Raw genomic sequence first — 14,695 nt, 5'->3', positions numbered from 1 at the left:
CGCTGAGGTCAGGCGTGGCCGCAGCGCTCCGGCTGCGGCCACGGTACGAACGCCCCGTCCGACCGCTCGACCAGGAGCCGCTTGTCGTGGGCCAGCACCCCGCGCGGGCGGAGCCCGGTGAGGCTCGCGGTGGTGTACGCGGCGCTCAGGCTGCCCAGGTCGTGCACCAGGCCGATCTTGAACAGCGAGCGGGTCTCCGCGATGGCCTCGTGGTCCCCGGCGCGCATCACCACGCGCAGCTCCGGCGCGACGGCGAGCGCCGCCACCGAGACGGCGATGTTGTCGAGGTCGTCCGAGGCCACCGCGGCCATCGCCTGGGCGCGCCCGAGGCGGAGGGTGCGCAGCACGTACCGGTCCGTGGCGTCGGCGACGACGACGGGCACACCGAGCGCCCTGGCCAGCCGGAGGTTCGGGGCCGCCGGGTCGCGCTCGACCGCGACCACGCCGATGCCCAGGGCCTGCAGCTGGGTGCAGAGCCGCAGCCCCACCTGGCCGAGCCCGACGACGACCACGTGGCCGCCCCGGGGCACGGCGCGCGAGCCCACGATGCCGACCGCCCTCGGAGCCAGCAGCCGGTCCACCACACCTGCCGTGAAGACAGCGGTGAAGACGATGGTGATGAGCATCGCGAGGCCGGAGAACATCAGATACGCGTGCGAGCCGTGGGCGAGCGCCGGGCCCACGGCGGCCACGGTGCGCGCCGCCTCGAAGAACGCCTCGACGGGGGTGCGGTGGTGCAGGGCCACCAGCCAGACCCAGTCCGTCAGCAGCACGGCGAGCAGACCGGCGAAACCCATCAGCATGATCCGCGAACTGCCGTCGTGCGGCCGCAGCTGTCCCCGGAACTTGCCCAGCCACGCCCGGTACCGCAGCGGCCTCGGTGGCCGGTACGGCTGGAGGCGCACGGTGTCCCCGTCCCAGCGGGCGCCCGCGTGGCCCGAGGGGGTCGTGGTGAGCGCGAGCAGATCGGGCTGGAGGCAGCCCGCCAGGAGGACCGGCGCGGCCACGTCGGCCGGGGAGGTGACCTGGCAGTTCGGCACGACGCGCACCAGCTGGTCGGCCACCGTCCGGTCGAAGATCGTCACCACCAGGGTGACATGCGGGTGGATGTGTTCCACCGCGAGCGCGTAGCGCAGCGACTCGGCGTCCTCCTCCAGCAGGATCGCGACGCCCGCCACCTCCCGGTCCAGCGCCTGGCGCAGCTCCTCGTCCGTGGGCTGGGCGAAGTGGCGCACCCGGTGTCCGGCCGCCCGCAGGGAGCCGCACACCTTGCGCGCCACCTCGCTGCCGATCACGACGAAGTACCGCTCACCGGCCGTGTCGGCGGTGGGTCGCTCCTCCCGCATCCGGCTCCTCCTCGGCGCGCTCTGCCTGGGCGTTTGCCCGCACACGCTAGGGGCGGAGGCCGCGCGCCACCATGAACAGATGCCACAGGGTCAGCGCCGCTGATCAGACATATGCTCAACGTCGTCGAGGTAGGAGGACACCCAGGCCAGCGGCGCGTTCCAGTTGATGGTGATCTCGTTGGTGGAGAACGCCATGATGTCGTCGGTGTAGCACATCGCCGGGGCGCAGCCCTTCAGCTTCTTGGCCGACACCGGGTCCTCCAGCCCCGCGTTCGGGCCTCCGGCCAGCGAACCGCGGGCCGGGCTCGGCAGCTTGCGGTCGAGCTGGTGTGCCCAGAAGCGGTGGTGCTGGCGGTGCGAGTCCCGTTCGCCGTAGCCGGTGACGTAGGACTGGTTGAGCGGATTGCCGCCCAGCAGGTAGTCCATGCCGCGCAGCACCGCGTCCCGGTAGCGGATCTTGCCGGTCAGCTCGTCGGCGGTGGCGAGCACGACCATGTTGTTCAGCACCTGGCTGTTGGAGCCCCACTCGTACTTGCCGCCCTTGGGCGCGTAGGGGACGCCGTAGGCCGACTTCGCGGAGTCCGAGGCGTAGCGGTCGGCGGCCTTGGTCACCGTGGCGCGCACGGCGGCGCGCTGCTCGCGGGTGAGCTTGCTCGGCACGGTGGCCAGGTCGAGCGCGCCGAGGCCCGCGGTGGCCGACCAGGACAGCCCGCCGCCGCGCGGGAAGAGCGCGTCGGTGTCGCCGTGCAGCGGCGAGCGGAGGATCGCCGTACGGTACGTGTCCTCACCCGTGGTGAGGAACAGCTCGGCGGCGGCCCAGTAGAACTCGTCGTTGACGTGGCGGTCGCCGTACGCGCCGCCGCCGATGGAGTCCTTGTCGCTGGCGAACATCTTCGGGTGCTTCTTGGCCGCGGCCCAGGCGGTCCGGGCCGTCTCCAGGCACCGGGCGGCATAGGCCGGGTCGTACGGCTTGAACAGCCGGGCGCACTGCGCGGCGGTGGCGGCCAGGTTGAGGGTGGCCGCGGTGGACGGCGGGCGCAGGACACGGGGCTGCTTGTCCTGGTCGGGGCGGGTCGGGAAGCCGGTCCAGCGCTTGTCGTGCATCTTGTGGAACGCCATACCGGCGTACGGCTTGCCCCGGGGCACCTGCATACGCAGCAGGAAGTCCATCTCCCAGCGCGCCTCGTCGAGGATGTCCGGGACGCCGTTGCCGCGCTCGGGCACCCGCAGCTTGCCGTCACTGAGCGCGTCGCCGCTGGCACCCTGGGTGGTGCGGGTGCGCTCGTAGGCGGACATCAGCTGGGCGACCGAGATGCCGCCGTTGACGACGTATTTGCCCTGGTCGCCGGCGTCGTACCAGCCACCGGTCACATTGCGCCGGTACTCGGACCCGCCCGACCGGAAGGGGACGGCGGTGTCGCCCCCGTGCGGTGCGTTCTTGTCATGGCCCGCGGGGCGGGCGTACCGGGCGCCGACGAGATCCTTGTCGATCTTGATGCCGCTGCGGTTGTGGTAGAAGTACGCCAGCGAGTCGGTGCGCAGCCCGCTGTAGAGCTGGTCGCCGATGGTGAACGGCTCGCTCTTGTGCCCGCCGATGGTGACGGTGTAGCCCTCGCCCGCGTCGGTGACCTTGCTGAAGTCGAAGGTCTGGACGCCCTGCCGGGAGCTGGGGTCGACGCCCGCGGGGGTGGTGGTGCCGCTGGCCCGCTTCGTGCCGTCGGCGGTCTTGAGGGTCCACGTCAGGGGCTGGGCGGCGCCGGTCACGACGGTGCCCTTCTTGGGGCCGTGCGTGAGGTAGCCGACCTGGTTCACCCGCACCGGCGAGCCGGTGTGGACCTGGGGGCGGGGCTTCTCGGCACCCGGCCGGGCCCGGTGGTCCACGGCCCCGGCGGCGGGTGCGGCGAGGGCGCCCAGCGCCAGGCCCCCGGCGACGGCCGTGGCGATGGCCGCGCCCAGGGCGCGCGGGATTCGTTCGACGTGTTCAGCCATGCCTCAGAGCCTAGGAAGCGGGGCTGACCTGCGGCTTCGTACGGTTAGTCGAAATCTGGCTCCCGCGAGCGACCGAGGCCCGCCTCCCTCAATTGAGGTAGGCGGGCCTCTACGCACATCAGCTCACATCGGAGACCTTCCAGCGCTGGTTCGCGCCGGAATTCGGGGTGTACGTGGTGACGGCGGCCCCGTCGTGGGTGGCCTGGCCGCCGACCTCCAGCAGTCGCCCGGTGGCCGCGTTGACCAGGGTCCAGGTGCCGTCACCGGTGGTCGACATGATCCACTGGGTGGCCTTGTCCCGCTTCCCGCGATCCGGCTCCGCTATCGGCGAGCCGTCGCGGACGGCCAGCCGCTTGCCTTCCGCCGGGTTGGTGAACACGTACCGCTGCCGGTTGCCGGTGTCGCCGCTGATCTGGCGCAGCCGCCACTTCTGGCCGGTGGCGGCGGCGTCCGTGGTCTTGATGACGAGCTTGGTGCCGTCGTCGGCGACCGAGAGCGCCTTGCCGCTCTGGACGCCGGACAGCTCGTACGTGTGGCCCTTACGCAGCTCGGCGGCGTCCTTCGCCACCCCGGACACGCCCTTGACCAGGAAGGTCGTCACGGACTGGGCGGGGGCGGAGAAAGTGGCCTTCTTGTCGGACACCTTGATGGCGTCCTGCCGCTCCAGCTTGCCATCGGCGCTGGTCACCACGGGGGTGACGGTGGCGTGGCGGCTGACCTTGCCGAACTTGGACAGGTCGAGGGTGACCGTACGCCCGCTCGTGGCGCTGTTGACGTGGACGACGGTGGCCGCGTCGCCCTTCTTGGCGACGGCCGCGGCGCTGGAGGTGTCATCGGTCTTGATGAGCCGGTCGCCGGGCTTGATGTAGTGGGTGAAGTTGCGGGCCGTGTCGAACTTGGTGTTCGTGCGGATGGGGCAGGTTTCGAGCGTGTCCTTCGAGGTGCAGCTGAAGGGGAGCTGGATGCTGCCCCAGTTGCCGCCCTTGGCCGACTCGCCGCCGGGCTTCATGTTGTCGTAGTCCTCGACGGGCTGCCAGAACACCCATGCCTTGGGCTCAAGTTCGCGCAGGTCGTCGACCATCTGCCGGGCGAGGCCGAGGCCGGGCCGCATATCGGTGAAGCTCTGGCCGTCGCCCCAGTCGCCCTCGACCTCGCTCATCCACAGCGGCTTGTCCGCCGCCTTGGCGAGGTCGCGTGCGCTGGTGCGGCCGCCGGTGCCGTAGGTGTGGACGTTCATCTGGCCGACGAGGTCACGCACCGCTTGCGGGTAGGTGTTCCAGTTCTGCGTGAAGATGCCGGGGTTGGTCTCGTCCATCGTGGAGATCTGTGCACCGGTCCGTGCCTTCTTCAGGGCCGGGGCCAGTGCGCTGATCACCTTCTGCTGGGCTTCCGGGCCGATGTGCGCGCCCTCCTGCCGTCCGCCGACCGGCTCGCCGTCGGCTCCCAGGCGGGTGCTCCAGTAGTTGGTGTTCGGCTCGTTGAACGGGTCGACGGTGTCGACCTTGATGCCGTGTGCCTTCTCCAGCCGCTTGGTGGCGCCCGCCATATAGGCGGCGAAGTCGTCCACGGACTCGGGCTTCAGCTGCTCGTCGGTGGCGTTGAAACCACCGGAGACATAGCCGCTCTCGGTCATGAACCAGGGCGGGGAGTTGCTGAACGTCTCCCAGTGGTCGATGTCCTTCTTGATGCGGTCGACCCACCAGCGCTGGGTGGCGTCGGCGTCGGGGTTCCAGTGCGCCGGGTCGTTCGCGTCCCACCAGTCGGTGTCCTCGCGCGTGGTGCCGTCCGGGGCCTGCCACCAGCCCTCGACCGCTCCCCCGGCACGGAGGTAGTCCTTGACGTCGGGGGCGTTGCCACCGCCGATGTTGTAGCGGGCGATGTTGAGGGCGAGGCCGCTGTCCCCGAAGAGGAGTTTCGCCAGCTTCTCGCGTATCTCCTTGGGGTAGTCGCCGGTGGCGTTGGCGAACCAGACCAGGCTGGTGCCCCAGCCCTCGAATCTCTCCGCCTTGTACGAGGGGTCGGGTGAGACGGTGACGGCGTCGGCCGTCGCCGCCGGGGCCTGCGCGGTCACCGGTGGCGCGGTGATCAGGGCGGCCCCGGTGGCCAGCGCGGTGACTCCGATGGTGCCCAGAAGTCGTCGTGTGCGGGTACGGCGTGCCAACGTGTGCTCCCAACTCGTGTGCGGACGATTCAGGTCGCGGGCTGTCGCAGTACGGCGACACCCCTGGGGGCCAGGACGAGCGCGCCGCCGTCTCCGGCACCGCCGATCAGGGGTTCCCCGGTGAGCCCGGTCAGCGGCACCGTCGTATCGGTGCGGTTGACCAGGAACAGATAGCGGCTGCCACCGCCGTGGCGCACCGCCAGCTCGACGCTTCCCCGGGCGCCGTCCGGCAGTTCACTGCGGACACTGGCGGGCGCGAGCAGCGCGGGCAGCAGTCCGGCGAGGCCGCCGGGGCCCAGCCGGGTGGAGACGTACGCGGCCGAGCCCCCGCCCGCCGCGCGGCGGGTGACGGCGGGGCGGCCCGTGTACGTACCACTGCGGTAGTGGGCCAGCACCTCCACCTCGGGGTCGGTGACGGTGATCCGGTCGCTCCACAGGGTGCCGGTGGCGGTCTCATCCGAACCGGACACGGCCTCGATGTCGACGCTCTCGCCGTCGAGCAGCGGGCCGAACTCCTCGACGCGGATGCCGAGCAGCTCGCTCAGGGCGCCCGGGTAGCCGCCGAGCCAGACGTGGTCGTTCTCGTCCACGACCCCGGAGAAGTAGGTGGCGATCAGGTGGCCGCCCTGCTCGGCGTACCGGGTGAGGTCCTTGGCGAGGGCCGCGGGGACCATGTGCAGCACCGGCGCGATCAGCACCTCGTACCGGTCGATATCGGACTGCGACGTGATGACGTCGGCCCGGATGCCGAGGGCGAGGAGGGCCGAGTACCAGTCCAGCGTTTCCTGGCGGTAGTCGAGGCGGGAGGTCGGGTGGGAGTCCTGTTCGCTCGCCCACCACGACTCCCAGTCGAAGACGATACCGACCCGGGCCGGTTCGCGTTCGGTCCCGGCCACCGGGGCGAGGGTCCGCAAGGTCCGGCCGAGGGCGGCCACCGCGCGGAAGACCTCGCTGTCGGACCCGGCGTGCGGCACCATCGCCGAGTGGTACTTCTCGGCCCCGGCCGCCGACTGCCGCCACTGGAAGAAGCACACGGCGTCGGCGCCGTGCGCCACGTGCAGCAGCGCGTCCCGGGCCAGCTCGCCCGGCCGCTTGGCCACGTTCACCGGCTGCCAGTTCACGGCGCTGGTGGAGTGTTCCATCAGGAACCAGGGGCGGTGGCCGGAGATGCCGCTGGTGAGGTTCGCGGAGAAGGACAGCTCGTCGCGGTCCTGCGGGCCGGGGTGGACGTAGTGGTCGTTGGAGACGAAGTCGATCTCACCGGCCCAGTCGGCGTAGTTCATGCCCTTGGTGCCGCCCGTCACCATGAAGTTGGTGGTGACGGGGATGCCGGGGGTGAGGTCGCGCAGCAGGTCCCGCTCCGCGCGCAGGTGTTCCTTCAGCACGTCGGAGGAGAAGCGCTTGAAGTCCAGCTGCTGGGTGGGGTTCGGGTGGGAGGCGGCCAGCCGGGGCGGCAGGATCTGCTCCCAGGCGCTGTACCGCTGGGACCAGAACGCGGTACCCCAGGCGTGGTTGAGCGCGTCGAGGGTGGTGTAGCGGGCGCGCAGCCAGTCGCGGAAGGCGCGGGCGGCGTCGTCGGAGTAGTCGTAGATGTTGTGGCAGCCCAGCTCGTTGGAGACGTGCCAGGCCACCAGGGCCGGATGACCGGCGTACCGCTCGGCCAGCTTCCGCACCAGGCGCAGCGCGTGGGTGCGGAAGACGGGCGAGGTGGGGCGCCAGTGCTGCCGCGCCCCCGGCCACACCGTCTCACCGGAGGCGGTCACCGGGAGGATCTCCGGGTGCGCCGTGGTGAGCCAGGGCGGCGGGGACGCGGTGGCGGTGGCCAGGTCGACCCCGATGCCACCGGTGTGCAGCAGGTCCATGATCTCGTCGAGCCACCCGAAGTCCCAGGTGTCCTCGGTCGGCTGGATGCGGGCCCAGGAGAAGATCCCCACGGAGACGATGGTGACACCGGCCTCGCGCATCAGCCGGATGTCCTCCTCCCACACCTCGCGCGGCCACTGCTCGGGGTTGTAGTCCGCGCCGTAGCCGAGGCGTGGGGTGGGGTCACCGTCCGTCCCGTGCGGGGGCTGGGACTGGAGGGTGGAGATCATGGTGGTCCTTCCGGTGAACCGTACGGGGCGGCGCGAGGGAGCTGGTTACTTCTCGACGGTGAAGCCCTGCTCTTCCCCGTACTTGACGGAGGCGTCCTGCCAGGCCTTCAGGCCGTCGGCCAGCTTGGTGCCGGAGACGTAGGCCTTGCCGACGGTGTCGTTGAAGATGGAGTTGGCGTAGACCTGGTAGGGCAGGTACGACCAGCCGCGGCCGACGTTCGCGGCCGACTCGGCGAAGATCTTGTTGGCCTTCTGGCCGCCGAAGTACGGGAACGCGGTGTTCTGGAACGCGTCGGATTCGAGGTCCGCGGTGGTCGCCGGGAAGGCGCCCTCCTTGATGCGGGTCTGCACACCCTTGCCCGCGGCTGCGTACTCGGCGAAGGCGAAGGCGAGTTCCTTGTTCTTGCCGAGGGTGGGCAGCGCCAGGGAGCTGCCGCCGTTCTCCGCGGTGGTCGTGTCGCCCTCCGTCCACTGCGGCAGCGGTGCCACGCGCCAGTCGCCGGAGGCGTCCTTCACGCCCGAGACGAAGTTGGCGGGCATCCAGGCGCCGGTGGTGAGGGTGGCTATGGTGCCGTCGCCGAGGCCCTTGTACCAGTCGTCGGTCCAGCCGGTGATGGGCGCGACCAGCTTGTCGTCGAGGAGCTTCTGCCAGGTGTCGGTGTACTTCTCGGCGCCCGAGTCCGAGAAGTCGATCTTCACCTTGGTGCCGTCGACCTTGTACGGGCGGGAACCGGCCTGCCACAGCATGCTGGTGGCGGTGCCACCCTCGCCCGTGTCGGCGGCGATGTACGCCTTGGGGTTGGCCTTGTGCAGATCGCGGGCGGTCTCGACGTACTCGTCCCAGGTGGTCGGCACCTTGAGCTTGTACTTGTCGAAGACCTTCTTGTTGTAGAACATCGCCATCGGCCCGGAGTCCATGGGCAGGGCGTAGACGTCCTTGCCGGACTTCACGGAGTTCCACGGACCCGGCGAGTACTTACCCGCGAGCTTGTCGGCGCCGTACGGGGCCAGCTTGTCGAGGGCCTTGGTCAGGGCGTACTCGCCGAGCGCGTAGTACTCGATCTGCGCGACGTCGGGGACGCCCTTCTTCGCGGCGATGGCGTTCTGCAGGGCCTTGTACTGGTCCTTGTTGGTGCCCGCGTTGACCAGGTCGACCTTGACCTTGGGGTGTTCCTTCTCGAAGTCGTCGGCGACCTTCTTGAGCGTGGGCTCCCAGGCCCACACCTTCAGGGTGCCGCCCTTCTTCAGGGCCGCGTCGATGTCCTTGGCGGACACCGGCTTCTGTTCGGCGGCGCTGTCGTCGGAGCCACCGCAGGCGGTCGCTCCCAGGGTGAGGGCGGAGACCAGGGCGATGCCGCGCAGCAGGCGGCGAGCGTTCTTGGGCATGGGCGTGCTTTCCACTTCTTCGTGGTGCGGGACTCTTCGTGGTGCGGGACGGAGGGGCTGTTCCTTGACGGGGCGGGGCTATTCCTTGACGCTTCCGGCGGCGAGCCCGGACTGCCAGTACTTCTGCAGCAGCAGGAACGCGGCGATCAGCGGCACGATGGTGATCAGGGAGCCGGTGATGACGAGGTTGAACACGGCCTCGCCACCGGCGGTCGCGGCCTGGGCGTTCCAGCTGTTGAGGCCCAGCGTCAGCGGATACCAGTCCGGGTCCTTCAGCATGATCAGCGGCAGGAAGTAGTTGTTCCAGGTGGCGACCATCGTGAACAGCAGCACGGTCACGATGCCGGGGGCGAGCAGCGGCAGGACGACCTGGAAGAAGGTGCGCACCTCGCTCGCCCCGTCGATGCGGGCGGCCTCCAGCAGTTCGTCGGGTACGGCCTCGGTGGCGAAGACCCACATCAGATACAGGCCGAACGGCGAGATGAGGGACGGGATGATCACCGCCCAGGGGGTGTTGGTCAGCCCCATCTCGCTGAACATCAGGAAGGTGGGGACGGCCAGCGCGGTGCCGGGCACCGCCACCGCGCCGATGATGACGGCGAAGACGGCGCGCTTGCCCGGGAAGGTGAACTTCGCCAGGGCGTAGCCGCCGAGGACCGCCAGCAGCGTGGCGCCACCGGCCCCGACCACCACGTACAGCACGGTGTTCAGCAGCCAGCGGGTGAAGACACCGTCGTTGTAGGTGAATGTCTGGCTGATGTTGTCCCACAGGGCGAAGTCGCCGCCGAACCACAGCCCGAACGACCGGGCCAGTCCCTCCTGGGTCTTGGTGGCGCTGATGACCAGCCAGGCCAGCGGCACCAGCGAGTACAGCAGGACCAGCCCGGTGAGGACGGTCAGCAGCACACTGCGGCGCGGGCGGCGCCCTTCGGCGCGCTTGCGGGGCCCGCGCAGCCGGGGCACGGAGCCCTGGGCGCCGGACGTGGCGGGGGCGGGCCGGGAGGCGGTGGTGACCGGGGTGCTCATCGCTTCACGCTCCCTTGCGCATGCCGCGCAGCTGGACGACGTAGGCGATGACCATGGTGATCAGCCCCATGATGATGGCGACCGTCGCGGAGTAGTTGTGCTGCTGGCCGGAGAAGGACAGCGAGTACGTGTAGAAGTTCGGGGTGTAGTCGGTGGTGATGGAGTTGGGCGCCAGCTTCTGCAGGATGTTCGGCTCGTTGAACAGCTGGAAGGTGCCGATGATCGAGAAGATCGTGGCGATGACCAGGGCGCCGCGGATCGCGGGGAGTTTGATGGCGGTGATGACGCGGATCTGCCCGGCGCCGTCGATCTCCGCGGCCTCGTAGAGGGAGTGCGGGATGACGCGGAGCGCGGAGTAGAAGATCAGCATGTTGTAGCCGACGAACTCCCAGGTGACGATGTTGCCGATGGACGTCAGCACCAGATCGGGCGACAGCGGGTTCGGCAGCGACGTCCCGAGGGCGTCGTTGATGTCGCTCACCAGGCCGAAGCGGGTGCCGTACATGAACCCCCACATGAGGGTGGCGACCACGGCGGGCACCGCGTACGGCAGGAAGATCGAGATCCGGAAGAAGTCGCGCCCGTACAGCCGCCCGCTGTCCAGGGCGAGCGCGACGAGCAGGGCGATGCCCAGCATGATCGGCACCTGCACCATCAGGAACAGCGACACCCGGGCCAGGGACTGCCAGAACCGGTCGTCCTGCAGGGCCTGTTGGTAGTTGTCGAAGCCGACGAACGTGGTGCCGCCGATGAGCTGGTCGCGGAAGAGGCTGAGGTAGACCGAGTAGGCGATGGGCGCCAGGAAGACGAAGGCGAAGACCACCACGAAGGGGCCGATGAACCCCCAGCCTGACCAGGAGCGGCGGTCCCGCTTCGCCGGAGGCCGGGCCGGACGCCGTTTCACGGCGGCGGGGGGTTGCAGCGTCGTCATGTCGTTCCTCGCTCGTCCATCACGGAACCGGCGCCATGCGCCGTCGCGATGTTTGCGTAAACATTTCGGCGCTCACGCAGACGCGGAGGTGTTATGTTTACGTAAACATCTGATGGCGGAATGTCTACACTGCCCCAATGACGGTGGTCAAGAGCCGTCTGGCAAATCCGGAACGAGCGCGGCGAGGAAGAAAGTGGAAGCAGCGGACAGCCCCTCGGCGGACGGCACGACGGACGGCGACACCGCCCGGACCCGGACCGCCCGGCGCGCGCAGCGCGCGTCCATGGCGGACGTGGCCCGTCTCGCCGGGGTCTCCGCGCAGACCGTCTCCCGGGTCTCCAACGGCTTCCCCGGTGTCACCGAGGAGACGCGGCAGGACGTGCTGGCCGCCATGAAGCAGCTCGGCTACCGGCCCAACAGCGCCGCGCGGGCGCTCAAGCGCGGCGAGTTCCGCACCATCGGCGTCATCACCTTCACCCTCGCCACCACGGGCAATGTGCGCACGCTGGAGGCGATCGCCACCTCCGCGGCACACGAGGGCTACGCCGTGACCCTGCTGCCCGTCGCCGTCCCCACCCAGGACGAGGTGCGCGGCGCCTTCTCCCGGCTGGGCGAACTCGCCGTCGACGCCGTCATCGTCATCATGGAGGTCCACCTCCTCGACGCGGCGGCGCTCTCCCTGCCGCCCCACGTCCAGGTCGTCGTGGCCGACTCGGACGCCGGGGACCGCTACACGGTGGTCGACACCGACCAGGCGGGCGGCACCCGGGACGCGGTGGACCATCTGCTCGGCCTCGGCCACCGGACGGTGTGGCATCTCGCCGGGCCCGAGGGCTCGTTCGCCGCGCAGCGCCGCGCCGACGCCTGGCACGCGGCGCTCACCGAGGCCGGGCGCGCCGCGCCACCGCTCGTACGGGGCGACTGGTCGGCCGAGTCCGGCTACCGGGCCGGGCTCGCGCTCGCCGCCGAGGACGACTGCACGGCGGTGTTCGCCGCCAACGACCAGATGGCGCTGGGACTGCTGCGGGCCCTGCACGAGAAGGGCCGGAAGGTGCCGGACGACGTCAGCGTCATCGGCTTCGACGACATCCCCGAGGCCGGGTCGTTCCTGCCGCCCCTGACCACCGTGCACCAGGACTTCGCCGAGGTCGGGCGCCGCTGCGTCGAGGGCGTCCTGCGCCAGGTGCGGCAGAGCGCCCCGGGGCGCGGGACCACGCTCGTCCCCACCCGGCTCGTGCTGCGCCACAGCACCGCGCCGCCGCCCGGGCGGTAGCGACGCGAACGGCCGGTCCGGGGAGCGGTGTGCTCCCCGGACCGGCCGTCGTGGCGTATCCGGCTGTCGCGGCTCGGCTAGACCTTGCTGCCGATGCCGGTCAGCGACCGTACTTCCATCTCCGCCTGCTTCCCGGGGTCCGCCTTGTCCTTGCTGAGGACCGTGCCGAGGAAGCCGAGCAGGAACGAGAGCGGGATCGACACGATGCCGGGGTTGGTGAGCGGGAACCAGTGGAAGTCGACGCTGTTGAAGATGGCCGTCGGGGAACCCGAGATCGCCGGGGAGAAGAGGATGAGGATCAGCCCCGACCCCAGGCCGCCGTAGATGCTCCACAGCGTCCCCGACGTGTTGAAACGCTTCCAGTACAGGGTGTAGAGGATCGTCGACAGGTTCGCGGACGCGGCGAGCGCCAGGGCCAGCGACACCAGGAACGCGACGTTCTGGCCGCTGGTGACGATGCCGCCGACGATGGCCAGGACGCCGACCGCGATCGCGGTGAGGCGGGCGACCTTGATCTCGGAGCGCGCGTCGGCCTTCCCCTCCCGCAGCACGTTGGCGTAGACGTCGTGCGCGAACGAGGCCGACGCGGTCAGCGTCAGACCGGCCACCACCGCGAGGATCGTCGCGAACGCCACCGCGGAGACGATGCCGAGGAGCACCGCGCCGCCGACCTTGAACGCGAGCAGCGGTGCCGCCGAGTTCTCCCCGCCGGGGGCCTCCAGGATCGCGTCCGGGCCGACCAGCGCGGCAGCGCCGTAGCCGACGACCAGGATGCCCAGGTAGAAAATGAACATCGACCAGGAGCACCACACCACCGAACGGCGCGCCTCCTTGGCGTTCGGCACGGTGTAGAAGCGCATCAGCACGTGCGGCAGGCTGGAGATGCCGAGGACCAGCGCCAGCGACAGCGAGACGAAGTCGAGCTTGTCCATCGCGCCGTCGCCGTACCAGCCGCCCGGCTCCAGCAGGCTCTCGCCCAGCGGGCTGCGCTGCGCCGCCTGGTCGAGGATCGCCGAGAAGCTGAAGCCGAACTTGCCGACGATGAACACGCTCATGAAGGTCACACAGGCCAGCAGCAGACCCGCCTTGATGATCTGCACCCAGGTGGTGCCCTTCATGCCGCCCACCAGGACGTAGAAGACCATCACGAGGCCGACGGCCGTGATGACGAGGGCCTGGCCGCCCTTGCTGTGCACGTTGAGCAGGAGGGCGATGAGCCCGCCCGCGCCCGCCATCTGGGCGAGCATGTAGAAGAACGTGATCACCAGCGTGGCGTTGGCCGCGGCCGCGCGCACCGGGCGCTGCTTCATCCGGTAGGCCATCACATCGCCCACGGTGAACCGGCCGGTGTTGCGCAGCCGTTCGCCGACGAGCAGGAGGGCGACCAGCCAGGCGACGAGCCATCCCACGGAGTAGAGGAAGCCGTCGTAGCCGTGGACGGCGATCGCCCCCGAGATGCCGAGGAAGGACGCCGCGGAGAGGAAGTCGCCGGAGAGGGCGATGCCGTTCTGCACGCCGGTGAAGGCGCTTCCCGCGGCGTAGTAGTCGGCCGCGGTCTGATTCCGGGTGGTGGCCTTGTAGACGATGAACAGCGTAATCAGGACGAATACGACGAATACGCTGACGTTGATGACCGGGCTGCCGGTCGCCTCACCCGCGCTCTGCAATGTCATTCCTTGTCGGCCCCTGCCAACTCGCGCACCTTGTCCACCTGCGGGTCGATTTTCCTGTCGGCGAAGCCCCGGTACAGCAGAACGATCGCCATCGTCGACACGAACTGCAGCAGGCCGAAGGCGGTCCCCATATTGACCGAGCCGAACACCTTACGGCTCATGAAACCATGACCATACGCCGAGAACAGGGCGAAGGTCATGTACCAGCAAAAGAAGAGCGCGCTCATGGGGAAGATGAACCGGCGCAGCCTCTTGCGTAGCCGGTCAAATTCCGGGCTCTCCTGGATCGCGGCGAAGTCGGGCTCGCCGTTTTCATTGCCGCGACCGGCGAACCCGTGTCCAGTGGCCCGCTCGGATGAAATGGGCGCGGGCGGCCGCACCGCTTTCGTCATGGTCCTCTCCCGGAGTTTCGGGCAGGAGAATTCGTACCGATCTGCCTGCAGTGGATGGTGGGGAGGAGGAGCAACCCGCAGCCCCATGGCGGGGTCAGTGTAGTAAGGCGCCGGATGCCGTCAACGACCGGGGATACCCCGTGGACCGGACCGTCCTGGGATGCACCAGTGGCACCCCATCCAGGTGATTCGGTGCCACATATGCCGCTACGAACCGCTTGTGATCACCTGTCAGAACTTCTCAGGATGTGCGCTTTTACCGATCCTTCCTCCTTTCGGTCCGTCTGACCTGGTGTCACGCCATGGCGGCGACCCCCGACCACCGGACTTGCGGACTTTTCGTGAACGGAGGATGCATGCAATGTGATGATGTTGGTGGATCGCCCCATCTATGCGAACGTGTGGGAGGCTGCTCCACTACGGGG

At 69.6% G+C, this 14,695-nt stretch carries 10 protein-coding genes; 1 reads left to right on the top strand and 9 read right to left on the bottom strand.

The genetic code is table 11. The features are described 5' to 3' along the window. Positions 1-8: 8 nt before the first annotated feature. The 7 genes from ACWC5C_RS17420 to ACWC5C_RS17390 all read right to left on the bottom strand — a co-directional run bounded on the left by ACWC5C_RS17420 (position 9) and on the right by ACWC5C_RS17390 (position 10,932). Positions 9-1,346: an NAD-binding protein gene (locus ACWC5C_RS17420; RefSeq protein ID WP_450876222.1), complete on the bottom strand. Its 1,338-nt coding sequence runs from the start codon at positions 1,344-1,346 to the stop codon at positions 9-11. Between the two features lie 90 nt (positions 1,347-1,436). After that, a complete protein-coding gene (locus ACWC5C_RS17415) occupies positions 1,437-3,335 on the bottom strand; it encodes a glycoside hydrolase family 9 protein (protein ID WP_450876221.1) in 1,899 nt (632 codons plus the stop codon). 118 nt (positions 3,336-3,453) lie between these two features. Then, positions 3,454-5,496, bottom strand: coding sequence for an RICIN domain-containing protein (locus tag ACWC5C_RS17410; RefSeq protein WP_450876220.1), 2,043 nt, complete (start codon positions 5,494-5,496; stop codon positions 3,454-3,456). A 29-nt stretch (positions 5,497-5,525) separates the two neighbouring features. Then, positions 5,526-7,589 (bottom strand): beta-galactosidase, encoded by a 2,064-nt coding sequence (locus ACWC5C_RS17405; RefSeq protein ID WP_450876219.1) that lies wholly within the window; start codon positions 7,587-7,589, stop codon positions 5,526-5,528. Between the two features lie 45 nt (positions 7,590-7,634). Continuing rightward, positions 7,635-8,975 carry an ABC transporter substrate-binding protein gene (locus ACWC5C_RS17400; protein ID WP_450876218.1) on the bottom strand — a complete coding sequence of 447 codons (1,341 nt, stop codon included), beginning with the start codon at positions 8,973-8,975 and terminating at the stop codon, positions 7,635-7,637. 78 nt (positions 8,976-9,053) lie between these two features. Further along, positions 9,054-10,001, bottom strand: coding sequence for a carbohydrate ABC transporter permease (locus ACWC5C_RS17395; RefSeq protein WP_450876217.1), 948 nt, complete (start codon positions 9,999-10,001; stop codon positions 9,054-9,056). A 4-nt stretch (positions 10,002-10,005) separates the two neighbouring features. Beyond that, positions 10,006-10,932, bottom strand: coding sequence for a carbohydrate ABC transporter permease (locus ACWC5C_RS17390; protein ID WP_385443084.1), 927 nt, complete (start codon positions 10,930-10,932; stop codon positions 10,006-10,008). 283 nt (positions 10,933-11,215) lie between these two features. Here ACWC5C_RS17390 and ACWC5C_RS17385 point away from each other — a divergent pair, with 283 nt between their 5' ends. Beyond that, positions 11,216-12,205, top strand: coding sequence for a LacI family DNA-binding transcriptional regulator (locus ACWC5C_RS17385; RefSeq protein WP_450876413.1), 990 nt, complete (start codon positions 11,216-11,218; stop codon positions 12,203-12,205). A 77-nt stretch (positions 12,206-12,282) separates the two neighbouring features. Here the strand turns inward: ACWC5C_RS17385 and ACWC5C_RS17380 are convergent, their stop codons facing one another. Together ACWC5C_RS17380 and ACWC5C_RS17375 are read right to left on the bottom strand one after the other, a co-directional pair. Further along, entirely contained in the window at positions 12,283-13,878 is a 1,596-nt protein-coding gene (locus ACWC5C_RS17380; protein ID WP_450876216.1) for a solute symporter family protein, read from the bottom strand. After that, positions 13,875-14,270, bottom strand: a complete 396-nt coding sequence (locus ACWC5C_RS17375; RefSeq protein WP_450876215.1) for a DUF485 domain-containing protein — start codon at positions 14,268-14,270, stop codon at positions 13,875-13,877. The genes ACWC5C_RS17380 and ACWC5C_RS17375 overlap by 4 nt, the downstream gene beginning before the upstream one ends. Positions 14,271-14,695 lie beyond the last annotated feature (425 nt).

Source organism: Streptomyces sp. NPDC001700, from assembly GCF_053596435.1.
Note: the sequence above shows the minus strand (reverse complement) of the source record. Positions and strands in the feature narration are given on the sequence as shown.

Bases quoted from the DNA above. Each gene is read 5' to 3' on its own strand.
- ACWC5C_RS17385 (WP_450876413.1), top strand. From the start codon at position 11,216: ATGGCGGACGTGGCCCGTCTCGCCGGGGTCTCCGCGCAGACCGTCTCC.
- ACWC5C_RS17405 (WP_450876219.1), bottom strand. From the start codon at position 7,589: ATGATCTCCACCCTCCAGTCCCAGCCCCCGCACGGGACGGACGGTGAC.
- ACWC5C_RS17390 (WP_385443084.1), bottom strand. From the start codon at position 10,932: ATGACGACGCTGCAACCCCCCGCCGCCGTGAAACGGCGTCCGGCCCGG.
- ACWC5C_RS17380 (WP_450876216.1), bottom strand. From the start codon at position 13,878: ATGACATTGCAGAGCGCGGGTGAGGCGACCGGCAGCCCGGTCATCAAC.
- ACWC5C_RS17395 (WP_450876217.1), bottom strand. From the start codon at position 10,001: ATGAGCACCCCGGTCACCACCGCCTCCCGGCCCGCCCCCGCCACGTCC.
- ACWC5C_RS17375 (WP_450876215.1), bottom strand. From the start codon at position 14,270: ATGACGAAAGCGGTGCGGCCGCCCGCGCCCATTTCATCCGAGCGGGCC.
- ACWC5C_RS17420 (WP_450876222.1), bottom strand. From the start codon at position 1,346: ATGCGGGAGGAGCGACCCACCGCCGACACGGCCGGTGAGCGGTACTTC.
- ACWC5C_RS17415 (WP_450876221.1), bottom strand. From the start codon at position 3,335: ATGGCTGAACACGTCGAACGAATCCCGCGCGCCCTGGGCGCGGCCATC.
- ACWC5C_RS17400 (WP_450876218.1), bottom strand. From the start codon at position 8,975: ATGCCCAAGAACGCTCGCCGCCTGCTGCGCGGCATCGCCCTGGTCTCC.